We start from the raw sequence: 22529 nt of genomic DNA, 5'->3' as shown, positions 1-22529 counted from the left end.
ACACTGCGCCAGCGCAAACGGGAGCGGGCGGCAAGCGCATAAACTGGCGGCTCCGACCTCTTCCCCGTTTGCGCCATGAGCAAGCTCGTCGACATTTCCCTGCCCCGCTGGGACGCCAGCGGCAGCGCCGCGCAGCAAGCGGCGGCGCTGCAGGCGCTCGAAGACGGGCAAGTCGTGCTGCTGCCCCGCCTGGGTTTCCCCCTGCAACAGGAAGAGCATGCCCTGCTGAACGGCGCTGTGGGTAGCGCCAGCAGCGCCAAGAACATCAGTTGGGAACCGGCGCGCGGCGTGCGGGGCCAGGGCGATGCCTGCGATGCGGCCCTGCTGGCCGCGCTGATGCGGCGCTATGCGCGGCACACGCAGCACTTGCTGGCCGGCTTGCTGCCCGGCTATGTTCCCCACCTACAGCAAGGCAAGGGCAGCTTTCGCCCCGTGGAAATCGCCGGGCGCATCACCTCCTGGCGCAAGGACGATACGCGCCTGCACGTCGACAGCTTCCCCTCCGCACCCACGCAAGGCCGGCGCATCCTGCGCGTCTTCACCAACATCCATCCGCGCGACGCGCCCCGCGTGTGGAAACTGGGCGCGCCATTCGAACAGGTGGCGCAGCATTTTTTACCCCTTGCAAAGCGTCCGCAACCCGTGCTGGCGGCGCTGCTGCAATGGCTGCACGTCACCAAGTCGCGGCGCACACCCTACGATCACTACATGCTGCAGCTGCACGACGCCATGAAGGCCGATCTCGCTTACCAGGCGCAGGTGGAGCAGCACACGCATGCGTTCGCGCCGGGCCAGACGTGGATCGTCTTCAGCGACGCCGTATCGCACGCGGCCCTGCGGGGACAGCATGCGCTGGAGCAAACCTGGCTGCTGCCCGTGCGCGCCATGGCTGCGCCCGACAAGTCGCCGCTGGCCATCCTCGAACGCCAGTTGCAGCGGCCGCTGGCCTAGCCTGCGCTGGACTGGACTGATTAGGTCTGGCCTGACTGGGTCCGGCCTGATGGGGTCTGGCCAGGTCTCACACCCCGATCAAACCGGATTCAGGCCGGCAAACGGGCCGCCTTGAAGCGCCGCCAGGCCTTGTGCATGCGGCCATCGGCACCTTGCGCTTGCGCGCGCGCCGCCAGGTAGCCGCGCACAAAGGCCGCGTGCAGCCGCAATCCGTCCTGGGCGGACTGGTCAGCCTGGTCGGCCTGACCAGCCTGAACTTCGGGCAATTGCTGCAACAGCCGGTCGGCCACCTGCACATCGTTGAGCCAGCCCAGTTCATCCTGCAGCGCCGACAGCCGCCCCACATACGGCTTCACAGCCCGGCCCGCAAATAGCGAGGCAAAGAATTCCGTCGCATACCGCGTCTTCTTGGCCGCGATGCGCACCTGGTGGCGCTGCTGCGGCGTGGCATGCAGCAGGCGCTTGCCGCGCTTCATCAGGCGGCGCTGGTCCTTGCGCAGGGTGGCGCGGGCAAACGGCGACACGCGCGCGTCCAGGCGCCGCAATTGGCGCACGGAGCAACCGTCGCGCCATGCGCGCGCCTGCAGCCAGCGCTGCACGCCCAGCATGCAAGCCGTATAGCGCGCCGAAATGACGGCCTGGGCCGCTTGTTGGTGCTTGAGCCGCGCCTGCGCGTGCGCCGCCTGTGCCAGCGCGGCCGCATCGGCCTGCGCCTCGCCATCGAGCTGCGCCAGGGTGTTACCAGCCAACACATCCCAGTCGCGCGCCTCGCCCAGCGCGCCGCCCAGCCAGTCGAGTTCCCCCTTCAAGGCATCCGGCAGCACCAGCAGGGACTTGAACATACCCAGCGCCGAGCGCAAACGGCGCAGTCCCACGCGCATCTGGTGCACGCTTTCCACGTCTTCGCCCGCCGCCACGCCATCCTGGTTGCCGCTGACTTGCTCCAGGCAATTGCCGGCGATGGCCAGGAACACTTGCTCCACCGACATCGCCGCATCCAGCGCCAGCGGCTGCGCCTTGACCGCCTGCAGAGGCTGCGGCACCGCGAGACGGTAACCGCGTTCCGCCTTGCTCATGTGGCCCAGTTGCAGCGGCACGTCCTGCAGCAGCGCCAGCGCCACGTCGAACAGGCTGGAAGCTTGCCCCTGCTTCAATTCCAGTTCGACCTCGCTGACGGGCACGCTGCGCGCGGCCCCGTCCGTGCCGCTGTCAATGACGCCCTGGTCCAGCACGCATTCGATCTGATCGCCCTGCGGCGTGCGCAATTGCCAGACGGTGCGCTCGATGCGCGTGGTAAACACGGGCTGCAAGCCGTCGCGGACGGCGTCCTGGCGCAGCAGCGCGCGGACGGGTTGCTTGCGGCCGATGGCCGACTCGAGCGCGGCGAGATCCGGCTGCGGCCCCGGCACATCGCCTTCCCATTCGTGGCGGCTGTGCAAGCCGCCATTGACCGTGCCGCCCGCCTTCAGGGTTTGCACCCAGTGTCCGTCCACCTGGCGCACGCGCAAGCCCGCGTGGTGGTGGCACAGCTGCAAATCGGGCGTATCGACATAGATATCGTGCATCTGCAGCACCTGCGGCGCACCTTGCGCAGTCTGCGCCAGCAGCGGGTGGGCGCGCAGGCGGGCGCGCGTCTTGCGCGGCGCCAGCAGCAATTTCAATTCGATTTCCATGACCGCTCCTTGCGAGATTCCTGAACGCCCATTGTAAGGCGCGTCCCGCCGCGCGCAAGGCGCACGCACGCAGACCTTGATTTTGCGCCAAAATAGGCGATTCATTTACAAGGAGATGCCATGACCTACCACGCCGCCGAGAACCGCTACGACAGCATGCCATACCGTACGTGCGGGCGCAGCGGACTGAAACTGCCGCTGCTGTCCCTGGGGCTGTGGCACAACTTTGGCGACAGCAACAATCTGGCTTCGCAGCGCGACATGCTGCGCACGGCCTTCGACCTGGGCATCACGCATTTCGACCTGGCCAACAACTACGGCCCGCCGTATGGCAGCGCGGAAAGCAATTTCGGCAAGCTGCTGCGCGACGATTTTTTACCCTACCGCGATGAACTGATCATTTCCACCAAGGCAGGCTGGGACATGTGGCCAGGCCCGTACGGCCAGGGCGGCGGTTCGCGCAAATACGTGCTGGCCAGCCTGGACCAGAGCTTGCGGCGCCTGGGCCTCGATTACGTCGACATCTTTTACTCGCACCGCTACGACGCTGACACGCCGCTGGAAGAAACCATGGGCGCGCTGGCCACTGCCGTGCAGCAGGGCAAGGCGCTGTACGTGGGCCTGTCCTCGTATTCGCCGCAAAAGACGGCCGAGGCGGCCGCCCTGCTGAAAGAATGGAAAGTGCCGTGCCTGATCCACCAGCCCGCCTACAATATGCTCAACCGCTGGATCGAGGAAGACGGCTTGCTCGATACCTTGCAGCAAGAAGGCATGGGTTGCATCACGTTCACGGCGCTGGCGCAGGGTTTACTGAGCGACAAATACCTCGACGGCGTGCCGCAGGATGCGCGCGTCAACCGCCCCGGCGGCGGCTCGCTGCTGCAAAAACACCTGAGCGCGGAAAACCTGGCCCGCGTGCGCGCGCTGAACCAGATCGCCGCGCAGCGGGGCCAGACCCTGGCGCAGATGGCGCTGGCCTGGGTGCTGCGCGATCCGCGCGTCACCTCGACCCTGATCGGCGCGAGCAGCAGCGCGCAAATCCGCGAAAACGTGGCCGCGCTGCAGCAGTTGTCGTTCACGGCCGACGAGCTGGCCGCCATCGACGTGCAGGCGCGCGAAGGCCATATCAACCTGTGGGAAGGCCCGTCGCGGGCCGTGTAAGGCGTTCACGGTGGCGCTGGCGGCGAGATGGGTGGTGGCAGCAGGGCCAGCAGTTCCTGCGCCACCTGCCGGCGCCGTTCGGGCGTGGCGAACACGCCCACGTCCACATGCGCGCCGCCAGCACCGCTATCCTTGATCTGTATCAACTGGCGCGGCCACTGCGGCACGGCGATGCGCGTGCGCCACGGATAAAAATGGTGGCGCCGGCAGTGGCCGGCGCTGACCTGTTCGATGATCAGCTCGCCGTCGCGCAGGGCGATGTGCTCATAGTCGCGCGCATGGCGCAGGTAATGCAGCAGGGCAAGGGCCACCAGGCCCAGTTCGGCGAACGAAAAGACGGGAATGTACCAGAGGCCGCGCAGCGCGAAGGCGGCGGCAATCGTCAGGGAAAACAGGCAAAGCAAGCCATAAGCGCGCAATAACTGGCGCGCCGTCAAGGCACTGTGGCGCGCCAGCAGCCATTGCGGCTGCTCGCGCGAGTGATCGCGTGGCATGACGCCTCCCGCACTATCGCTCCATCACCCTATCACCGTGGCGGCCTTCGCCGCCGCCAGATTCCGCCAGGCCGTTCAGACCAGCTTGCGCCAGGGTCAGGCGCCCATGCGCACCAGCGCGTGGCCCACGTGCTGCCACCAGTGATCGCGCGACTTGACCTGCTTCAGGCAAGACGTGTCGATTTCCGAGGGAAACACGCGATCCTGGCACGCCTTCGTTTCCAGGGCATAGCGCTGGTTTTCCGCTGCCGCCAGGGCCACGACCAGCCAGAACGCCAGCGCCAGCAACATCACCAGCAAACTCCAGGCCAGGTGATTGGTGTTACTTTTTTCGCCAAAAAACTCGCGCGGCCGCGTCTCGCGGTACATCGACATCAAGTCTTTTTCTTTCTCTTCCGACATCTGCGTTTGCATCCTCTGACATCCTATCCTGTGCCGGCCGGCTGGCCATGGCGGCGCGCACGCCGCCTTGCCTGTATTTTACGCTGATGGCGCAGGAGGGACAGTATTTCGTGGAGGCAATTTCCCCTCGCCCTCCTCCGCCAGCGGCACGGGCGCCAGGCTTTCCACATGGTCGACGTCGATGTCGCCGCCATCGGGCGCCGTGTTGTGGGGTTCCACGCCGGCCCGCTCGCCCGTGCCGGCCGCATCGCTGTCGTTATCGAGCTCCTCCGCATCCTGGCCGGGCACGCCCTGCATGTCGCTGCCGCTGTCGGAACTGTCGCTGGGACCGAGCGCGCCCTTTCCATGGCCGCTGCCCAGCACGCGGTCGGAAGTGACGGGTAAATTGTCCGGGTCGAGTGAACTGCTGCTCATGGCCGACTCCCGTTAATCAAAAAACCAGCTTACTCCCCTGGCGCGGCCAGCGGCGCACGCCTGCACGGCATCTTCCCCAGGGGAAATGCGGCATCGCACAAATATTTTCAGAAATTACTTCACAAATGTACTATTCATTGCTATAGTTAATTCAAGTAAGCATCTTCTCATCCAGAAACTGCTTCATCGGCGGCACGGCGCCCACCAGCGCCCTGCCGACGAACCGACCGGTACGTGGCGATCCGGCCCATCCACCCAGCCATCATGCACATTTTGGAGTCTTATCATGCAAGCCAAATCACTCATCGCAGCATTGTTCGCCATCACCACCGCCGCTTCGGCTTTTGCCCAGAGCGCCGCGCCTGCCGCTACCAGCCAGCAACTCACGCGCGCTGACGTCACGGCCGAATACATCCGTGCCCGCAACGCCGGCGAAATCGCCACCAGCGAAGTCGACTATCCGAAAACGCCGGCCACCGCCGCCAGCAAGGTGACGCGCGAAGAAGTCATGGCCGAGTTCTACGCCGCCCGCAAGGCTGGCCTGATCCCGCAAACGGAAGCGGACTTTGACGTCGCGCAAACGACAAAACACGTCGTGAAATAAGAAACCAGTCAGCCGGTTTCAGTCAGTCAGTAACACACCTCAGTTGCGGCGCAGCACTCGGGCCACTCCCGAAGCTCACCGCGGCGAGCTGTCAGCAGCACCCCCAACATATCTCTCCCGGAGTCCCTGCATGTCCCTGCACCGCCGTTTGCTTGCCGCCAGCCTGATCCTTGCCTTGAGCGCTTGCGCCGACATGGGCCATATCGCGCCGCAATCGGCCATGCTCGATGCCAACAAGCTGAAAGCGAGCCAGGCCATGGATGCCGCCGCCAGTGCCGCCATACAATGGCCCCGCACGCAATGGTGGCAAGACTTGCACGATCCCCAATTGAACCGTTTGATGGATCAGGCGCTGGCCGACAGCCCCACCCTGCGCGGCGCCCAGGCGCGCGCGCGCGCCAGGCCGAAGCGCTGGCCGGCGCGGCGGAAGACAAGACCCGCCCGCAGGCGGACGCGAACGTCTCCATCAACCGCGAACTGTATTCGCAGCACGGCAGCACGCCGGCCCCGCTGGCCGGCAACTACGCGTGGCGCAACCAGGCCACCGTCACGGCCTCGTACGACCTGGACCTGTGGGGCCGCAACCGCGCCGCCCTGTCCGCCGCCCTGGGCGACGTGCAGATGGCGTCGGCCGAATCGCAGATGGCCCGCCTGGCCCTGGAAACGGCGCTGGTGCGCACCTACATCCAGCTGTCGTATGAATTCCAGCTGCAGGATGTGATCGAACGCAGCCTGGCGCAGCGCGCCCGCATCCTCGACATCACGCGCCAGCGCAAGGCGGCCGGCATCGGCACGGACATTGACGTGGCGCAAATCGAAACCACCTTGCCCGCGGGACGCCGCCAGCTGGAGCAGTCGGCCGAGTCGCTGGCCCTGCTGCGCAACCAGCTGGCGGCCCTGGCCGGCAAGGGTCCGGCCGCCGGTGCCGCGCTCACGCGCCCCCGTGCTGCGCCTGGACCAGCCGCTGGCCATTCCCGCCGCCCTGCCGGCCGACCTGATCGGCCGCCGGCCCGACATCGCCGCCCAGCGCTGGAGAGTGGAAGCGGCGGCGCAGCGCATCGACGCCGCCAAGGCCGAGTTTTATCCGAACGTCAACCTGGTGGCCTTTGCCGGCTTCCAGGCCTTCGGCTTCAGCCACTTTCTCGATGCCAACTCGGACATCCGCGGCATCTCGCCCGCGCTGAGCCTGCCCATCTTTGCTGGCGCCCGTTTGCGCGCGCAGCTGGGCAGCCAGACGGCCGTGTACGACGGCGCCGTGGAGCAATACAACGCCACCGTCATCAATGCCATGTCGGACGTGGCCAATGCCGTTACCAAGGCACAATCGCTGGCCAGGCAGCACCAGCTGACCGTGCAGGCGCTGGCCACGGCGCAGCGCGCGCGCGACCTGGCGGAAAAGGCGTACAAGGCGGGCATGAGCGACGCCATCGCCATGCTCAACACGCAAGTGGCGCTGCTGGCGGAAGAACAGCAGCAGGCGCAGAATGGGGCGCGCGAACTCGATCTGTACGTTTCCTTGATGAATGCATTGGGAGGCGGCATCTAGGCTCGCGTTGCCCTAGCCCAACAAGATACAATCGGAGCTTTATTGATACATGAAGGAATATGACATGACCGCTTTTGACGCCACCTCCAAGCGGCTGCAAAACATCCGCACGCGCATGCCAGGCTTCCCCATGGAACTGATGCGCCTGCTGCGCATGACGTACCACATCCAAAAAGGCATGAAGGACCTGACCAATGCCGCGCTGAAAAAGCACGACCTGGTCGATGCCAGCTACATGGTGCTGGCCGTGCTGTACGGCACGGAAGACGAAACCTCGAACGCCTGCACCCTGGGCATGGCCTGTCACGAAAAGCCGGCCAACCTGACGCGCGTGTGCAATGACCTGGAAACGCGCGGCCTGATCCACCGCGGCACGCGCCCCGGCGACCGCCGCTCGGTGATGATCTCGCTGACCGACAAGGGCCGCGCCCTGATCGAAACGGCGCTGCCCGACGTGTACCAGGAAACCTCGGCCCTGTATGAGGGTTTTACTGAAGAAGAGCTGCAAGTGCTCGACAAGCTGTACGTGCGCCAGTTGCGCAACCTCAACAATCTCAACAACCAGAACTGATAGCCTATCGATGACGCCAGCCACAACACCTACATTTGGGCCCCTGACCCGGGCGGCCCGCTGGCTGGCGCTGGCGCTGCAAGACTGGCGCACGACGGAAGGCGAACGCTGGATCTACGTCGGCAAGACCCTCATCGCATCGTTCTGCGCCTTGTGGCTGGCCTACCGCCTGGGCCTCGATTCACCGAGCACGGCGATGACCACCACCATCATCCTGGCCCTGCCCAGCAGCGGCATGGTGCTGGAAAAAAGCTTTTACCGCCTGTGCGGCACCCTGCTCGGATGCACGGCCGCGCTGACCCTGATCGGCCTGTTCCCGCAGCAGCCGGTGCTGCTGTTCGCCGGCCTGGCCCTGTGGGTGGGCCTGTGCACGAGCGGCTCGGCCCTGCACCGCAACGCCCAGTCCTACGTGTACGTGCTGGCCGGCTACACGGCCTGCATGATCGTGCTGCCCGCCATCGAGCAGCCGACGCAGGTGTTTTCGCTGGCCGTCACGCGCGTGGCCGAAGTGGGCCTGGGCATCATCTGCTCGGCCGCCGTGTCCAGCGTGCTGCTGCCGCGCCACCAGGGCACGCAGGTGATGCGCACGGTACAGGCCCGCTACGGCAAATTCCTCACCTTTTGCCAGGACGTGCTGCAGCAAAAACTCACGCCGGCCCAGGTGGAACTGACGCATCTGCAATTTGCCGCCGACGTGGCGGCGCTGGAACTGGGCCGCTCGGCCGCCCTGTTCGAAGTGACCAGCAAGGTGAGCCACGTGCGCGCGCAAAAACCGCAAGCTGCACGCCTTCAACGCCACCTTCATGACGGCGCTGACCACCTTCTATACCTTCCACCGCCTGTTCGACCGCCTGCAGCGCGACGGCGAAACACAAGTCATGCAGGCGTGCGCGCCCCTGTACGCCATCGTCGCCGAAGCGCTGCAAACGACGCCCTCGCAAGACTCGCTCGACACCATGCAGCTGCATCTGCAAACGGCGCTGGGCCAGGCGCGCGCGGACATCGACGGCGCGGCCATCGCGCATGCGCAGCAGATCGACTTCGACACCGTCTGCGAGCTGCTCGAGCGCTTCGCGCGCGACATGAGCCGCTTTCACGAAGTGTATTTCAGCCTGGCGCACGATACGCCGCTGGAAGTGAGCACGCCGCAGGCGTATGCGCCGAAGACGCCGCCCGCGCTGGTGATCGCCAGCGGCGCGCGCGCCGGCATCAGCCTGGCCCTGCTGGCGCTGGGCGCCTACTTCCTCGCCTGGTCCTATGCCGGCACGGCGATGCTGATGGCAGCCGTGTTCTGCGCGCTGGCGTCGTCCTCGCCGCGTCCCATCCTGATGATCCGGCAAGTGCTGGCGGGCTTTTTGATCGCCATGCCCCTGTCGCTCGTGTGCGTGTACTTCGTGCTGGTGCACGGCGACGGCTTCCCCATGCTGGTGCTCAGTTTCGCGCCGTTCCTGGCCGTGGGCCTGTACCTGATGACCAATCCCGCCAAGCTGGGCGTGGGCCTGGGCGTGTCGACCTTCATCACGCAGATGGCGCCGACGAATCTGATGCATATCGACGGCGCCGCCTTCCTCAACACGGGCATGGCGCTGATCGTCGGCCTGATGCTGGCCGCCCTCGTGTTTGCCGTGCTGCTGCCCGAACACACGATGGGCCACAAGGACCATATCGGCCGGGCACTGTGGCGCGAAGCGCTGCATGCGTGCACGGCCCCCGCGCGGCGCGTGAAACACCGCTTCGACAACCGCGTGCGCGACCTGCTCAGCCAGCCAGCTCAATGCGGCGGCCGGCCCGGCGCCGGGCGAAGCCACGCGCGCCGTCGTGCGCCAGGCTCTGACCCTGCTGGAAATCGGCCATTCCGTGATCGAATTGCGCGAACTGATCGCGACCGCCCGCCCGGGCGCCACGCGCCACGCGCTGCAGCAGTGCGTGGACCACATCGCCGGCTGGCTGCGCACGCGCGGCGATGCGCAGCTGCAGGCGGCGCTGGCCGCCACCCTGCAGGCGGGCGCCGTGGTGCGTGCGGCGCAGGCCGAAGCGGGTGCGACACAGGAACGCGGCGCGCGCCTGCAGACGGCGCTGGCCGACCTGCATTCGATCTACACCTCATTGCTCGACCATATGGCGCCTGGCGCCGGAGACCACCATGCCGCGTGAATTCGCCCTGTTCGGAATACTGATTCCCACCCTGCTGCCCCTGTTCATCCTCAGCATCGGCCTGCAAACCCTGCTCGACCGCGTGCTGGGCTGGCTGGGCGTGTACCGCATGGTGTGGCACCCGTCGCTGGCGCGGCTGTGCATCTTCATCGCCATCTTCGGCGCGCTGGCGCTATCGCTTTACAAATAAAAAAAACTGTTCAACCCGATCAAGGAAAGGCTGCCGACATGGTAAGCAAACTGACCCGCTATGCAATCACCCTGCTGCTACTGGCCGCAGCCCTGTGGATAGGCAAGACCGTCTGGGACCGCTACATGGAATCGCCATGGACGCGCGACGGCCGCATCAAGGCCGACATCGTCAATATCAGCGCCGACGTGGCCGGCACCGTCACGGACGTGCTGGTGCGCGACAACCAGGTGGTGCAAAAGGGAGATATCCTGTTCGTCGTCGACAAGGAGCGCTATGCGAGCGCGCTGGCGCAGGCCGACGCCGTGCTGGCCGCGCAAAAGACGGAAATGGGCCGCCGCGGCAAGGAAGCGCAGCGCCGCGCCAATCTGGACGCCAGCATCATCTCGACGGAAAGCCGCGAAAGCGCCGCCTTTGCCGCCACCTCGGCCTCGTCGCAGGTGCAGGCCGCCGTGGCCGCGCGCGCGCTGGCGCAACTGAACCTGGAACGCACCACCGTGCGCGCCCCCGTCAGCGGCTACGTGACGAACCTGAACGTGCACAAGGGCGATTTTGCCGCCGTCGGCGCCCCCAAGCTGGCCGTCATCGACAGCGCCTCGTACTATGTCGTCGGCTACTTCGAAGAGACCAAGCTGGGCATGCTGGCGCAGGACGACAAGGCGGAAATGAACCTGATGAGCGGCGGCACCCTGCACGGCCACATCGAAAGCATCGCGCGCGGCATCACCGACCGCGACGCCGCCACGGGCCGCGAACTGCTGGCCGACGTCAATCCCACCTTCAACTGGGTGCGCCTGGCGCAGCGCGTGCCCGTGCGCATCCACATCGACGAGCAAGACAGGAATCAGGTCCTGGTGGCCGGCACCACCTGCACCGTGGTGATCACGCCCCACTCGGCGCCGCATTCGGCACCGGCGCCGAAACCGGCGGCCGCGCACCCCGCATGAGCGGCGGTGCCGGGCGCCTGGCGGAAATCGCCCTGTTCCTCGATGCCGCGGTGCTGGGCAGCTTTTCCGCGGCCGGCCGCAAGCACGGCCTGTCGCCGGCCGCCGCCAGCGCCGCCATCGCGCGCCTGGAAGCGGCGCTGGGCGCCACCCTGTTCGAGCGCACCACGCGCCAACTGCGCCTGACGGAAGAGGGCCAGCACTACCGCCAGTACAGCGAACAGGCGCTGGACTTGCTGGCGCAGGCCGAAGACGGCTTGCACGGGGGCGGCGGCGCCGTGCGCGGCCAGGTGCGCATCTCTGCGCCGTCCGACATCGGCCGCCAGCTGCTGCTGCCCATGCTCGACCGCTTTGCCGCGCTGCACCCGCAGGTGCGCCATGCGCTGACCCTGACGGACATGACGGCCAGGCTGGTGCAGGACGAGGTCGACCTGGCCATCCGCTATGGCGAGCTGCCCGACAGCGAGATGGTGGCGCGCCTGCTGCACCCGGGCCGGCGCGTCGTCTGCGTGGCTCCCGCGCTGGCCGCCAGGGTCGGCGTGCCGGCCACGCCGCGCGACCTGGCGCTGCTGCCCACCCTCGTGCTCACGGCGGGCGACGGCGCGCCGCAGGACTGGCGCTACCGCGAAGACGGCAAGCGCCACAGCCTGCGCCTGCAGGGCGCCTGGCACAGCAACGACGGCGAAATCATCCGCCGCTGGGCCGTGGCTGGCCATGGCTATGCCTACAAATCCCTGCTCGACATCGGCGACGACCTGCGCGCGGGACGCTTGCAAACGGTGCTCGACGATTACTTTGCCGACAGCGTTCCCCTGCACCTGCTGTACCGGCGCAGCCGCTTCCAGCCGCCGCGCGTCGCCCTGCTGGCCGACTTCCTGCTGCAGCAGTTCGCCGCGCTGCAAGCCTGACGTCCGCCCTTACTGGGGCAGCACGCCCAGCTGGCGCAGCAGGGTCAGGTTGTCTTCCAGATGCCAGTTGTCGCTGATGCGTCCCTGCGCATTGACCTGATATAAATCAAACGCCTGGAAATCGATGGCTTGCCCCTGCCCGCGCAGTTCGCCCTGCGGCGTGGGAAAGACGCCCGTGAAATGGCCCGTGAAGTGCAGGCGCAGGGTCACCCGGCTTCCTGCCACCAGCATGTCCTCGATGGCCACCTGCAGATCCGGCACGGCCGCGTGAAACACCTGCGACGCCTGCAGCGGGCCGGCCAATCCCTGCGGACGGCCGGCGGGCAAGGTACGGTCGATAAAATCGTCGGCCAGGGCCAGGCGCGCCAGGGCCGGGTCGCCGCTCTGCCAGAACGCGGCATAGCGGCGCGCCGCCAGCGCCACCGTGGCATCGGCTTGCGCGCCGGACAAGTGGGCGGGCATGGGCAGCTTGGCGGCGGCATGGGCCGGCGTGGCAGCCAGCAGGGACAGGGCCAGGATGGCGGGAGCAAAAGGAGAAGCAGGCATGGTCATTCCAGGTGGGTTGATCGGCGTGCAGATGGCACACCGTCATTCTGGACTCGCTTGCCCTGCCTGATAATTGGCCCAGCGCTTGAATCATCTGCTTGTCAGGATTGAAAATGCGTTGAAAATCAGCGCCCGCCGGCCACGTCGAGGATGCTGCCCGTCACATACGTGGCGCCCGGCCCCAGCAGGTAGAGGATGGCGCCGGCGATTTCTTCCGGCTGGCCGCCCCGCTGCATGGGCACGCCGGACGCCAGGCGCGCCACCCGCCCCGGCTCGCCACCAGAGGCGTGGATCTCCGTGTAGATGATGCCGGGCCGCACGCCGTTGACGCGGATGCCTTCGGCCGCCACTTCCTGCGCCAGCCCGAGGGTCAGGGTATCGACGGCGCCCTTGGAAGCGGCGTAATCGATGTATTCGCCCGGGGAGCCGATGCGCGCGGCCACCGACGACACGTTCACGATGCGCCCGCCCTGCCCGCCGTTCGCCGTCGACATGCGCCGCACGGCCTGCTGGCAGCACAAAAAGTAACTGATCACGTTGGTGCGCAGCACGCGCTCCAGGCGCTGCACGGAAATGTCGGCCAGCCGGCATTTCTGCTCCAGCACGCCCACATTGTTGACCAGCGCCGTGAGCGTGCCCAGGCGCGCATCGACGTCCGCAAACAGCCGTTCCACGTCCGCTTCATCGCTGACGTCGGCCTGCACGGCAATCGCTTCGCCGCCCTCGGCCACGATGCGCGCGCACAGATCCTCCGCCGCCTGCGCATCGCGGAGATAGTTGACGCAGACGGCATAGCCCTGGCGCGCCGCCAGCAGCGCCGTCGCCGCGCCGATGCCGCGGCTGCTGCCCGTAATCAGGATCACTTCCTTCATCGTCCCTCCTTGGTAGTTGTCACATCATCATACGCGGACGAAAAAAAACCCGCGCAAGGCGGGTTTTTCTGGCAGGCGCATTCAATTTCCAAAGTGCGTCATGGCATAAGTCAGATGCTGCCACCAGTGTTCGCGCGATTGCACGGACGCCAGGCATTTCGCGTCGACCTCGTTCTTGAACGCGGGGTCCACGCAAGCCTTGGTCACCAGCGCATTGCGCTGGTTTTCCACGTTGACGACGGCGATCGCCAGCCACGCCACGAGGGCCAGAGCCAGTGCGCACAGGGTCCAGGGCAGCTGTTTCATGGTCTTCTCCGCTGTTACTTCTTCGCTGGCGCCGGTGCGCGCTCTTTCAGGACGCGCGCCACCAGTTCATCCATCACGCGCAGGGTCGCCGCCTGGGTCTGCGGCTCGGACTGGCCCGGACGCGACAATTGCGCCGGCGACGTGACGAAACGGCCGTCGATGACGATGGTCGGCGCGCTGTCGATCTTGCTGGCGGTAATCAGTTGTTCGTTGCGTTTCAGCTTGGTCTGCACGCCGAACGAGTTGAACATGTCCAGGTATTTCGCCTTGTCGATGCCGTTCTTGACCAGCAGGTCGAGGATGGCGTCATCGCGGTTCAGGCGGTTGCGCTCGACGTGGATGGCGCGGAAGATCTTGTCGTGGAACTGGTCCAGCTGGCCCATCGCTTCCAGCGTGGCATAGGCGTGCGCCTGCGGGTCTTTCGGGCCGGAGAAGGCCAGGTGGATGCGGCGGAAGGCGATCTTGTCGCCCTGCTTCTTGACCCAGTCGTGCATCAGCGGATCGAGCGCGTAGCAATGCGGGCAGGAATACATGAAGTACTCCACCACTTCCACCTTCTTGCCCGTGTCCGTGCGCACTGGCGTCGGGAGCGTGGTAAAGCCGGTATCGGCCGCCATGGCGCCGCCGGTGGCCGCCACCAGGGTGACAGCGGCAAGCAGGGGACGCAAGAAACGCAGAAAACGCATAATAATCCTTCATCATAAAGTGGTCGTGAACGGGGCGAGATTACCACTTTTTGCGCCGGCCATTGAAGCCCGGGTGGAAAAAAGGCGCTTTTACGCGCTCCGTTTGCGCCCGATTAAGCCGCTCTTAAGCGCCGCCGCGCGTCTGCCTCAGAAATGGTAGCGCGCCGACACGCGCAACTGGCGCGCATCGTTGAGGTAAATGCTGGAGCGGCAGCCCGGCGCATCGCCGTAATGGCGGCGGTTGGCCAGGTCGCTGCCGGCCAGTTCCAGCTCCCAGGCACCCAGCTTGCGCGCATAGCGCCCGTCCACGGTGGCAAACGCGGGCACCTGCGCCAGGCAGCTGTTGGCGAAATCCGGACCATAGCGCAGGGCGCGCAGCCATTGCACGCCCACGTCGGCACTGGCGCCGGCCTGCCCCGTCCAGTACAGGCGCAGGCTGGCCAGGGTTTTCGGCACGAGGGCGATGTCCGGGCCGTCGTAGGCGTAATCGTCATAGCGCGCATGCACCTGGCGCAGCTGAGCGTCGAGGCGCCAGTCGCGCGCCAGCGCCAGGCCGGCCTCGATGGCGATGCCGGCGCGGCGCGAGGGCTCGAGGTTGCCCGCAAAGCCAAGCTGGCCCAGGCTCTGGTCGAAGACGATCTGGTTGCTCAGGCGCTCGCTGAACAGGCGCACGGAAGCGCTGCGCGCCGCGTCGCCGAAGGTGGCGCCCACTTCCGTTTCGCGCCGCAGCTGTCCCGCCAGGGGGCGGTAGCCGGCGCGGGTATAGCCATCGTCGTCGATGCGGTAGCTGCGCGCGGCCTTGGCGTACACGCTCAGTTGCGGGCGCAGCTGCAGGCTGCCCTGCAAATCCCAGGCATTCTGGTTTTCCCAGTCGCTGCCGCCGGCGGGCATGTCGGCCGGATCGAGCTGGAACTGTTCATGCCGCAGCCCCAGCAGCAGTCGCGGCGCATACGCGCCGCCGAAGGCCAGCTCTTCGCGCAGCAGCAGCGCGCGCGAGTACTGGCGGCGCTGCCCGTCGCCATCGCGGCCCAGCGCCGCGCGGTCCGAGCGCCGCTGCCACTGCATCAGGTCCAGGCCCACTTCCGTATCCGTGCCCACGCCGCCCACCTTGCCGTAATGGCGCAGACGGGGCGCCAGTTGCCGGCGGCGGCTGCTGTAGCGCGATTCGCTGCTGCCGTCCTCGCCTGCATAGCGGGCCGTGGCGCGCTTTTCCCGCTGCGACAACTCCACGCCCAGCTCGAAACTGCCCACATAGCGCTGCACGAAGGCGCTGGCGCGCCGCACCTCATAGCGGTACAGGTCTTCCGGGCGGGCCGCCAGCAAGGCCAGGAACGGCGCCTCGGGCGCGGGATAGCGGGTGTCCTGGTTCAGCTGGTCGGCGCTGAAGCCGATGCGGCCCTGGCGCAGCTTCCATTCCGCGCCGCCGTTGAAGCCGCGCTGGTGAAACACGCTGCCATCGCGGTAATTGCCGTTGCGTAGCCCGTCGATGGCCACGTCGAGCGTCATGCCGTCCTGCTCGCGCGACAGCGCGCCGCGCACGCTGTGCTGGCCGCCCTGCGCCAGTTCGGCGGACAAGTCGCCATGCGTGACGCCGGCCGCGCCGCCATCCACGCCATCCTGCGCGCACGCCGGCATGGCCAGGGCGCACAGCAGCAAGGTGCGCGTGGCGATGGTCAGGGCGGGAGGGACAGGCATCATGGCGGAAAGCTGGGTGCGCTGCCGGGGCGCGGACGCTCGGCAGAGGGATGGAGGGATGGCAAAAGCGAATCATTATACCCACGGCGCACGGCGCCGCAAGCACTAGCCCGCTGGTACTTTCCTTATGCCAATATTTTATTGGTGATTTGGCATTTTTGTAGGTATATTAAGGTGCACCCGGCAATCCCGGGCGCAGCCGACTGCATTTAAAAATCAACAATAAGAAGTCACTGTGGGAGTCACGCATGGAAAGTCGTAGCACAACGCGCCAGGGGCCGCCAAGTCCCCGCGGCACGCGCCGCAGCATTGGTTTTTTCCCCATCTCGGGCAAGTTCAAAGCCCTCTCCATCGCCGCCCTGCTGCTGGCCGGCCTGGCCCTGCAGGCCGACCTGTTCGCCCAGCCGGGCCAGGGCAAGCCTGCCGGCGCGCCCGTGCCGCTGGCGCCATCGGCCGACGGCATCGCCCTGGCGTCGCCGCACGCGTCGGCCGTCGGCACGCCCAGCGCCAGCAACGCGTGGGGCGGCGCGCGCACGGGCGCGCAAGCGACCCTGTCGGACCGCGTGGTCGACTACCAGATCGAAGCGACGCTCGATCCCGTCAAGCACACCATCGATGGCCAGCAAAAGTTGCGCTGGCGCAACCGCAGCGCGCAAGCCGTCAGCAGCGTCTACCTGCACCTGTATCTGAACGCATTCGAAGGCGAACATTCGACCTTCTTCACCGAAAAGCGCAAGCTCGACACGGGCTTCCGCTCGGGCGTCGACACGCGCGACGGCGAGTGGGGCTACATCGAACTGCGCAGCATGACGCAGAACGGCGCCAAGGCGCCCTGGCATTTCGTCCAGCCGGACAACGGCCCGGCCACCGACCGCACCGTGGTGCGCGTCGACTTGCCGCAGGCCGTCGCGCCGGGCGCCGAGACGACGCTCGACATCCGCTTCTTCGACCAGCTGCCGCGCGTCATCGCGCGCACCGGCTATTTCGGCAGCTTCCACCTGGTGGGCCAGTGGTTCCCCAAGATCGCCGTGCTGGAACTGCCCGGCGAACGGGGCGCCACCGCGCCGCGCTGGAACGCGCATGAATTCCACCTCAATTCGGAGTTCTACGCCGATTTCGGCCACTACGACGTGAAACTGACCGTGCCCAAGGAATACACGGTGGGCGCCACGGGCGAACTGCAGGGCGCGCCGCAGGAAAAGAACGGCATGCTCACGCATCACTACGTGCAGGGCGACGTGCACGATTTCGCCTGGACGGCCGACAAGCGCAGCGCCCAGCCCCTGCTGGGCAGCTGGAGCGGCCCAGGCAGCCCGCCGGTGGCCATCAAGGTGCTGTACCCGCCCGAATACGCCTCCAACGCGGCGCCCGCGCTGCAGGCGGCGAAGGATTCGCTCACGTATTTCTCGCGCACCCTGGGCCCGTATCCGTACAAGACCCTGACGGTGGTGATTCCGCCGTTTAATGCGGCCGAAGCGGGCGGCATGGAATACCCGACCTTCATCACGGCGTCCAGCTACGCCAGCCTGCAGCCGAAGACGGCGGCAGAATTCGGCCTCGACTTCGTCACCATCCATGAATTCGGGCATGGCTATTTCTACGGCATCCTGGCCTCGAACGAGTTCGAGGAACCGATCCTAGACGAAGGCTTGAACGAGTACTGGGACCAGCGCATGCTGCGCGCGCGCGGCCAGGACATCCACGCCACCACGCCCCTGCTCAAGCGCCTGGGCTTCGATCCCGCCTTCAAGGTCTTCGAATTCGAGCGCATGGCCGCACCGCGCCAGGATGCGGCCGACCCGCTGGGCCAGAATGCGTGGAACCGCCTGCAGGGCGTGGGCCCCGTCTACAGCCGCACGGCCGTCACCCTGCGCGACCTGGAAGCGCGCATCGGCAGCGAGGCCATGGAACGGGGTTTCAAGGCCTATTATGAACAGTGGAAATTCCGCCACCCGAGCGTGGCCGACCTGCGCGAAGCGCTGGCCGAGGCGACGGGCCAGCGGCGCATCGTGGAACAGGTCTTCGCGCAGCAAGTCTATGCCAGCGCGAATATCGACGACCGCATCGGCAGCTTCACCAGCGAAGAGCAGACGCCGCTGGCCGGCACGGCGCTGGTGAACGGCAAGCGCGTGGAACACACGGCCGAGGCGCTGGAAAAAGAGGAGGAAAAGGTGCGCGAGGCGTGGGACAAGGCGCATCCGGACGCCAAGCCCGGCACGGGACCGTATCCGTATCTGACCAGCGTGGTCTTGCGCCGCCGCGGCGCGCCCGTGCCGCAGGTGCTGCTGGTGAAATTTGCCGACGGCACGTCCGAACGCGTGGTATGGGACAACGAGCAGCTGTGGCAGCGCTACACCTGGAGCAAGCCCGTGAAAGCCGTCTCGGCCGAACTCGATCCCGACCGCGTGCACTACCTCGACGTCAACAAGCTCGATGACAGCCGCACCCTGAAAGCCGATGCCTCGGCCGCGCGGCGCTGGAGCTTCGACCTGGCCGCCGCCTTCCAATACCTCCTTTCCCTGATTGCCATCGTATGAGCGCCACTTCCACGACACGGGCCAGCGGCCTGACCCTGACCACGCGCGCCAGCCGCGCCGCCCTGCAATGGCGCTTGCTGCTGCTGTGGGCGGGCTTGCTGCTGATCCCCGCCATCCTTGCCGTCTTTCCCCTGTGGCGCACCCTGAGCGCCAGCCTCGACCAGGCCGTGCATGCGGCGGCCCTGGCGCACCAGCTCGACATGTCGACCCTGGCCGACCTGGTCGCCAATGCGGCACGCAACGGCGCCGCCATCAGCCAGGCCGCCATCACCGGCGCCATCCTGGCCTTGCTGCTGTCGCCGCTGCTGAGCGGCCTGGTGGTGACGGCCGCGCGCGCGCCTGCGGCGCTGGGCTTCGGCCCCCTGCTGACGGGCGCCTTCGGCGAATACGGCCGCATGCTGCGCATGCTGCTGTGGAGTATCGTGCCGCTGGGCGTGGCGCTGGCGATCGGCGCCGGCGCGCTGAAACTGGCCGACAAGCACGCGGCCAAGGCCATCCTGGAAGCGGACGCCGACCTGGCCCGCCACCTGGCCTTGCTGCTCACGGGCGTGCTGTTCCTGCTGGCCTGCGCCACGCTCGACGCGGGCCGCGCGGCGCTGGCCGTCGACCGTCGCCGCACGTCGGCCGTCAAGGCGTGGTGGCGGGGCCTCGGCATGCTGCGCCGGCGTCCGCTGGCCAGCCTGGCCATCTACCTCGTCATCACCGTGCTGGGACTGGCCCTGTATGCGCTGCTGGGCGTGGCCCGGCTGAACCTGGCCGCCCCCGGTCCGCTGGCCCTCGTGGCCGGCTTCCTGGCGACGCAGCTGGCGGTGCTGGTGCTGGCGTGGATGCGCAGCGCGCGCCTGTTCGCCTTGATCGACGTCAAGCGTTCAATCGCCTAGTCAGGCCCCCAGGCGCCCTTCATCGGCGAGGAAGTCGATGAAGGTGCGCACTTTCGACGACAGGTAGCGGCGGCTCGTGTACACGGCGTACACCTTGCCGCCCGCCAGCTGGTAGCCGTCGAAGAGGCGCACCAGCCGCCCCGCCGCTAGGTCCGCATCCGTTTGCCACGACGGCAGCAGGGCAATGCCCATGCCGTCGAGCGCGGCCGCGTGCAGCAGGCTTTCGTTATTGCATTGCAGCACGGGCGAGAACTTCACCGTCTCGCGCCCCTGCTCCCCGTCGAAAGCCAGTTCATTTCCGTTTGACAACAAGGAATAGCTGATCATGGCGTGTTGCGCCAGGTCCTGCGGCACGTGCGGATGGCCCGCGCGCGCCAGGTAGGCGGGCGCGGCCACCAAATGAAAGGCGATGCTGCCGATGGGCCGCGCGATCAGGCTCGGCGACGGCGCCTGGCTCACCCGCAGGGCCAGGTCGAAGCCCTCTTCCACCAGGTTGACGACTCTTCCGCTGAGGTCGACGTCAAAAGTCACTTCCGGGAAGCGCTCGCGGTAGGCGGCCAGCGTGCGCGTAAAGATGGCGTTGGCGAACCAGACGGGGGCGCTCAGGCGCAGCATGCCGCGCGGCACCACCGTCGTGCGGCCGACCGTCGCTTCCACCTCGTCGAGGTTGTCGAGCATGTCGCGGCACTGTTCAAAATACACCTTGCCGATTTCCGTCAGGCTCAGGTGGCGGCTGCTGCGGTTCAGCAGGCGCGCACCCAGGTGGCGTTCCAGGTGCATCACGTGCTTGCTGACCATGGCGGGCGACAGATCCAGCCGCTCGCTGGCGCGCACGAAGCTGTCCAGTTCCACCACGGCGCGAAACACGCGCATGCTGCGCAAGGTATCCATGAGCATCCCATCATCAACAAAATGGAAATGATATATCAATAATTGCGATCTTGATCAACTGACCGCGCATGACTATCATCGTTCCATCATCAGCCATTCCTACCAGGAGCCGCCATGCAAGAGCACACCTTCCCTACTTATTTCCTGTCGCACGGCGGCGGGCCCGTGGCCGTTCATGAAAGACCAGTTCGGCGGCCGCTACGACGTGCTGGAAGCGTCGCTGCAGGATATCCCGCGCCAGATCGGTACGCGTCCCAAGGCCGTGCTGGTGGTGACGGCGCACTGGGAAGGGCCGCAATTTCTCGTTTCGGCCAGCCCCCGCCCGGGCATGATCTACGATTATTCGGGCTTTCCGCCGCACACGTACCAGATCCAGTACCCGGCACCGGGCGCGCCGGAGCTGGCGGCGCAAGTCAAGCAGTTGCTGGACGCGGCCGGCCATCCGGCGCGCCTGGACCATGAGCGCGGTTTCGACCACGGCACTTTCAGTGCCCTGTTCCCCATTTACCCGCAGGCGGACATGCCGCTGGTGCAGCTGTCGCTCAAGCACGGCTACGACCCGCTGACGCACGTCGAAGTGGGCCGCGCGCTGGCGGGCCTGCGCCGGCAAGGCGTGCTGATACTGGGCAGCGGCCTCAGTTACCACAACCTGCGCCAGTTCGGCCAGGCGGGCGCCGCCGCCTCGCACCAGTTCGACGCCTGGCTGCGCCAGGCCATGGCCTTGCCGCCAGAACAAAGGCTGGAACAGTTGCTGGCCTGGGACCGGGCCCCGGGAGCGCGCCAGGCCCATCCGCAGGAAGACCATCTGCTGCCGCTGATGGTGGCGCTCGGCGCGGCCGAGCAGGAGGCGGCGCAGGTCGTGTACCACGAGGAGGATTTTTTTGGGGCGCTGGCGGTGACCAGTTTCAAATTCGGATAATCGGCTCGCGCATGAAAAAAAGCGCCGCAACATTGCTGTCGCGGCGCTTTTTGCATGGTGAAGCGGTAACTTACGTGCCGCGCTTGCCCCGCGCCGCATTTTTCGCCTTCTCGGCGGCAAGCTCCGCTGCCTTGGCCGCTTTTTCCGCCATCTCGGCCGCGTGCTGGGCCAGCAGGGCGGCGCGCGTATCCGGCGTTTCCAAGGAGATCCGCCCGAGGATGCCGCTGCGGTAGTCGAGCAGCAGCAAGGTGTGCGACGCTTTCTCGAAATCGTAGTCGCCGCCCTTGATGCGGAAGCCGCGCCTGGCGGCGATGCCCTCGACCACGCCGATGGCGTCGACTTCATCGACCTTGGTGCCGTAGCGGGCAGCCAGCAAGTCCGGGTAGCGCTTGAGCAATTCCTCGGCCAGGAACACGGCCACTTCCTCTTCGATCAGCGCATTCGAGCCGATGGCGTGGCTGGCCGCCAGCATCAGGCCATCGCTGGGGATGGCGATCTTTGGCCACAACATGCCGGGCGTGTCGACCAGAATCGTGTTCTTGTCCAGGTACAGCTTTTGCTGCATTTTGGTCACGGCCGGCTCGTCGCCCACCTTGGCCACGCGCTTCTTCAGCAGCGCGTTCATCAGGGTCGACTTGCCCACGTTGGGGATGCCCATGATCATGATGCGCAGCGGCTTCGTCGGCACGCCGCGGTGCGGCGCCAGCGATTTCGCCAGGTCAGGGATGCGCGCCACGTCGCCCGGCTTCTTGGTCGTCATCGCATACGCGGTCACGCCTTCCTGGGCATTGAAATAGGCCACCCAGGCGGCTGTCGCGGCAGGATCGGCCAGGTCAGTCTTGTTGAGGATCTTCAGGCAAGGGCGCTGGCGGAACAGGCGCAGCTCGTCCACCATGGGATTGCAGCTGGCTGCCGGCAGGCGCGCGTCCACCACTTCAATCACCAGATCGGTGTTTTCCATGGTCTCGGCCGCTTTCTTGCGGGCCGCGTTCATGTGTCCTGGGTACCATTGTATCGCCATGCTCTTGCTTTCAAAATCGTTCGGTCAATCCGCTATTTTACGTGGTTGCCGCCACGACGTCCCATTTTCCGCCGCCAGCGCCAGCCGTGCGACACGAACGAGACAATTGGTGATAATTTGGCAGTTACATGAATGATAATATCCGCAGTCCGTCCAGCCTGGC

At 66.5% G+C, this 22529-nt stretch carries 22 protein-coding genes and 4 pseudogenes; 15 read left to right on the top strand and 11 right to left on the bottom strand.

What is annotated here, in order from left to right; all coding sequences use genetic code 11:
* The first annotated feature begins 75 nt into the window (after positions 1-75).
* Complete coding sequence (locus ACQVLG_RS14865) at positions 76-951, top strand: Kdo hydroxylase family protein (protein ID WP_474295358.1); 876 nt, start codon at positions 76-78, stop codon at positions 949-951.
* 89 nt (positions 952-1040) lie between these two features.
* Here the strand turns inward: ACQVLG_RS14865 and ACQVLG_RS14860 are convergent, their stop codons facing one another.
* The gene (locus tag ACQVLG_RS14860) at positions 1041-2624 is read right to left on the bottom strand and encodes a CYTH and CHAD domain-containing protein (RefSeq protein ID WP_474295356.1); all 1584 of its coding nucleotides are present in this window, start codon (positions 2622-2624) and stop codon (positions 1041-1043) included.
* Between the two features lie 120 nt (positions 2625-2744).
* On the opposite strand from ACQVLG_RS14860, the gene mgrA reads away from it, so the two are divergent.
* Positions 2745-3785, top strand: coding sequence for an L-glyceraldehyde 3-phosphate reductase (gene mgrA, locus ACQVLG_RS14855; RefSeq protein WP_474295355.1), 1041 nt, complete (start codon positions 2745-2747; stop codon positions 3783-3785).
* A gap of 5 nt (positions 3786-3790) precedes the next feature.
* Here the strand turns inward: mgrA and ACQVLG_RS14850 are convergent, their stop codons facing one another.
* The 3 genes from ACQVLG_RS14850 to ACQVLG_RS14840 form a co-directional block, all read right to left on the bottom strand.
* The gene (locus ACQVLG_RS14850; RefSeq protein WP_230538460.1) at positions 3791-4279 is read right to left on the bottom strand and encodes a DUF2244 domain-containing protein; all 489 of its coding nucleotides are present in this window, start codon (positions 4277-4279) and stop codon (positions 3791-3793) included.
* A gap of 96 nt (positions 4280-4375) precedes the next feature.
* Positions 4376-4693: a hypothetical protein gene (locus ACQVLG_RS14845; protein WP_474295353.1), complete on the bottom strand. Its 318-nt coding sequence runs from the start codon at positions 4691-4693 to the stop codon at positions 4376-4378.
* Between the two features lie 66 nt (positions 4694-4759).
* Entirely contained in the window at positions 4760-5095 is a 336-nt protein-coding gene (locus ACQVLG_RS14840; RefSeq protein ID WP_474295351.1) for a hypothetical protein, read from the bottom strand.
* Positions 5096-5381: 286 nt separating this feature from the next.
* Here ACQVLG_RS14840 and ACQVLG_RS14835 point away from each other — a divergent pair, with 286 nt between their 5' ends.
* The 10 genes and pseudogenes from ACQVLG_RS14835 (at position 5382) to ACQVLG_RS14790 (ending at position 12012) form a co-directional block, all read left to right on the top strand.
* The gene (locus ACQVLG_RS14835; RefSeq protein WP_230538463.1) at positions 5382-5699 is read left to right on the top strand and encodes a DUF4148 domain-containing protein; all 318 of its coding nucleotides are present in this window, start codon (positions 5382-5384) and stop codon (positions 5697-5699) included.
* Positions 5700-5984: 285 nt separating this feature from the next.
* Positions 5985-6545 (top strand): annotated as a pseudogene (locus ACQVLG_RS14830) (TolC family protein); the annotation flags it as partial.
* A 97-nt stretch (positions 6546-6642) separates the two neighbouring features.
* The gene (locus ACQVLG_RS14825) at positions 6643-7245 is read left to right on the top strand and encodes a TolC family protein (protein ID WP_474295349.1); all 603 of its coding nucleotides are present in this window, start codon (positions 6643-6645) and stop codon (positions 7243-7245) included.
* 64 nt (positions 7246-7309) lie between these two features.
* Positions 7310-7816 (top strand): MarR family winged helix-turn-helix transcriptional regulator, encoded by a 507-nt coding sequence (locus ACQVLG_RS14820; RefSeq protein ID WP_230538465.1) that lies wholly within the window; start codon positions 7310-7312, stop codon positions 7814-7816.
* A pseudogene (locus ACQVLG_RS14815) lies at positions 7725-8891 on the top strand (FUSC family protein); the annotation flags it as partial. The gene ACQVLG_RS14820 and the pseudogene ACQVLG_RS14815, both read left to right, overlap by 92 nt.
* Positions 8773-9576: pseudogene (locus ACQVLG_RS14810) on the top strand (FUSC family protein); the annotation flags it as partial. The pseudogenes ACQVLG_RS14815 and ACQVLG_RS14810, both read left to right, overlap by 119 nt.
* Positions 9577-9634: 58 nt before the next feature.
* Positions 9635-9970, top strand: coding sequence for a hypothetical protein (locus ACQVLG_RS14805; protein WP_474295652.1), 336 nt, complete (start codon positions 9635-9637; stop codon positions 9968-9970).
* Positions 9960-10160, top strand: coding sequence for a DUF1656 domain-containing protein (locus ACQVLG_RS14800; protein WP_070224633.1), 201 nt, complete (start codon positions 9960-9962; stop codon positions 10158-10160). The genes ACQVLG_RS14805 and ACQVLG_RS14800 overlap by 11 nt, the downstream gene beginning before the upstream one ends.
* Before the next feature lie 38 nt (positions 10161-10198).
* Positions 10199-11107: an efflux RND transporter periplasmic adaptor subunit gene (locus ACQVLG_RS14795; protein WP_474295346.1), complete on the top strand. Its 909-nt coding sequence runs from the start codon at positions 10199-10201 to the stop codon at positions 11105-11107.
* The gene (locus ACQVLG_RS14790; protein WP_474295344.1) at positions 11104-12012 is read left to right on the top strand and encodes a LysR family transcriptional regulator; all 909 of its coding nucleotides are present in this window, start codon (positions 11104-11106) and stop codon (positions 12010-12012) included. Before ACQVLG_RS14795 ends, ACQVLG_RS14790 begins: the two co-directional genes overlap by 4 nt.
* A 9-nt stretch (positions 12013-12021) precedes the next feature.
* On the opposite strand, the gene ACQVLG_RS14785 is transcribed toward ACQVLG_RS14790, so the two are convergent.
* The 5 genes from ACQVLG_RS14785 to ACQVLG_RS14765 form a co-directional block, all read right to left on the bottom strand.
* The gene (locus tag ACQVLG_RS14785; protein ID WP_474295342.1) at positions 12022-12558 is read right to left on the bottom strand and encodes an ester cyclase; all 537 of its coding nucleotides are present in this window, start codon (positions 12556-12558) and stop codon (positions 12022-12024) included.
* Positions 12559-12683: 125 nt separating this feature from the next.
* Positions 12684-13430 (bottom strand): SDR family oxidoreductase, encoded by a 747-nt coding sequence (locus tag ACQVLG_RS14780; RefSeq protein ID WP_474295340.1) that lies wholly within the window; start codon positions 13428-13430, stop codon positions 12684-12686.
* Positions 13431-13511: 81 nt separating this feature from the next.
* Positions 13512-13736 (bottom strand): hypothetical protein, encoded by a 225-nt coding sequence (locus tag ACQVLG_RS14775; RefSeq protein ID WP_474295338.1) that lies wholly within the window; start codon positions 13734-13736, stop codon positions 13512-13514.
* A gap of 14 nt (positions 13737-13750) precedes the next feature.
* Complete coding sequence (locus tag ACQVLG_RS14770) at positions 13751-14422, bottom strand: thiol:disulfide interchange protein DsbA/DsbL (protein WP_076567474.1); 672 nt, start codon at positions 14420-14422, stop codon at positions 13751-13753.
* Positions 14423-14569: 147 nt separating this feature from the next.
* Positions 14570-16120, bottom strand: coding sequence for a TonB-dependent receptor domain-containing protein (locus tag ACQVLG_RS14765; RefSeq protein ID WP_474295336.1), 1551 nt, complete (start codon positions 16118-16120; stop codon positions 14570-14572).
* A 245-nt stretch (positions 16121-16365) separates the two neighbouring features.
* Between ACQVLG_RS14765 and ACQVLG_RS14760 the strand changes: the two genes are divergently transcribed.
* Both ACQVLG_RS14760 and ACQVLG_RS14755 read left to right on the top strand, forming a co-directional pair.
* A complete protein-coding gene (locus ACQVLG_RS14760; protein WP_230538473.1) occupies positions 16366-18654 on the top strand; it encodes a M1 family metallopeptidase in 2289 nt (762 codons plus the stop codon).
* Entirely contained in the window at positions 18651-19535 is an 885-nt protein-coding gene (locus tag ACQVLG_RS14755; RefSeq protein ID WP_474295334.1) for a hypothetical protein, read from the top strand. Before ACQVLG_RS14760 ends, ACQVLG_RS14755 begins: the two co-directional genes overlap by 4 nt.
* Here ACQVLG_RS14755 and ACQVLG_RS14750 read toward each other — a convergent pair whose 3' ends face one another.
* Complete coding sequence (locus ACQVLG_RS14750) at positions 19536-20426, bottom strand: LysR family transcriptional regulator (protein WP_474295332.1); 891 nt, start codon at positions 20424-20426, stop codon at positions 19536-19538.
* A gap of 114 nt (positions 20427-20540) precedes the next feature.
* Between ACQVLG_RS14750 and ACQVLG_RS14745 the strand changes: the two are divergent.
* Positions 20541-21345 (top strand): annotated as a pseudogene (locus ACQVLG_RS14745) (DODA-type extradiol aromatic ring-opening family dioxygenase).
* Positions 21346-21415: 70 nt separating this feature from the next.
* On the opposite strand, the gene ylqF reads toward ACQVLG_RS14745, so the two are convergent.
* Positions 21416-22339: a ribosome biogenesis GTPase YlqF gene (gene ylqF / locus ACQVLG_RS14740; RefSeq protein WP_474295650.1), complete on the bottom strand. Its 924-nt coding sequence runs from the start codon at positions 22337-22339 to the stop codon at positions 21416-21418.
* Positions 22340-22529: the final 190 nt, after the last annotated feature.

Source organism: Janthinobacterium sp. TPC_1, assembly GCF_056037845.1.
This window is presented reverse-complemented; position numbering and strand designations above follow the sequence as displayed.

Coding starts and splice junctions, on each gene's coding strand:
- ACQVLG_RS14865 (WP_474295358.1), top strand. CDS start 76: ATGAGCAAGCTCGTCGACATTTCCCTGCCCCGCTGGGACGCCAGCGGC.
- ACQVLG_RS14860 (WP_474295356.1), bottom strand. CDS start 2,624: ATGGAAATCGAATTGAAATTGCTGCTGGCGCCGCGCAAGACGCGCGCC.
- mgrA (WP_474295355.1), top strand. CDS start 2,745: ATGACCTACCACGCCGCCGAGAACCGCTACGACAGCATGCCATACCGT.
- ACQVLG_RS14850 (WP_230538460.1), bottom strand. CDS start 4,279: ATGCCACGCGATCACTCGCGCGAGCAGCCGCAATGGCTGCTGGCGCGC.
- ACQVLG_RS14845 (WP_474295353.1), bottom strand. CDS start 4,693: ATGCAAACGCAGATGTCGGAAGAGAAAGAAAAAGACTTGATGTCGATG.
- ACQVLG_RS14840 (WP_474295351.1), bottom strand. CDS start 5,095: ATGAGCAGCAGTTCACTCGACCCGGACAATTTACCCGTCACTTCCGAC.
- ACQVLG_RS14835 (WP_230538463.1), top strand. CDS start 5,382: ATGCAAGCCAAATCACTCATCGCAGCATTGTTCGCCATCACCACCGCC.
- ACQVLG_RS14820 (WP_230538465.1), top strand. CDS start 7,310: ATGACCGCTTTTGACGCCACCTCCAAGCGGCTGCAAAACATCCGCACG.
- ACQVLG_RS14800 (WP_070224633.1), top strand. CDS start 9,960: ATGCCGCGTGAATTCGCCCTGTTCGGAATACTGATTCCCACCCTGCTG.
- ACQVLG_RS14795 (WP_474295346.1), top strand. CDS start 10,199: ATGGTAAGCAAACTGACCCGCTATGCAATCACCCTGCTGCTACTGGCC.
- ACQVLG_RS14790 (WP_474295344.1), top strand. CDS start 11,104: ATGAGCGGCGGTGCCGGGCGCCTGGCGGAAATCGCCCTGTTCCTCGAT.
- ACQVLG_RS14785 (WP_474295342.1), bottom strand. CDS start 12,558: ATGCCTGCTTCTCCTTTTGCTCCCGCCATCCTGGCCCTGTCCCTGCTG.
- ACQVLG_RS14780 (WP_474295340.1), bottom strand. CDS start 13,430: ATGAAGGAAGTGATCCTGATTACGGGCAGCAGCCGCGGCATCGGCGCG.
- ACQVLG_RS14775 (WP_474295338.1), bottom strand. CDS start 13,736: ATGAAACAGCTGCCCTGGACCCTGTGCGCACTGGCTCTGGCCCTCGTG.
- ACQVLG_RS14770 (WP_076567474.1), bottom strand. CDS start 14,422: ATGCGTTTTCTGCGTTTCTTGCGTCCCCTGCTTGCCGCTGTCACCCTG.
- ACQVLG_RS14765 (WP_474295336.1), bottom strand. CDS start 16,120: ATGATGCCTGTCCCTCCCGCCCTGACCATCGCCACGCGCACCTTGCTG.
- ACQVLG_RS14760 (WP_230538473.1), top strand. CDS start 16,366: ATGGAAAGTCGTAGCACAACGCGCCAGGGGCCGCCAAGTCCCCGCGGC.
- ACQVLG_RS14755 (WP_474295334.1), top strand. CDS start 18,651: ATGAGCGCCACTTCCACGACACGGGCCAGCGGCCTGACCCTGACCACG.
- ACQVLG_RS14750 (WP_474295332.1), bottom strand. CDS start 20,426: ATGGATACCTTGCGCAGCATGCGCGTGTTTCGCGCCGTGGTGGAACTG.
- ylqF (WP_474295650.1), bottom strand. CDS start 22,339: ATGAACGCGGCCCGCAAGAAAGCGGCCGAGACCATGGAAAACACCGAT.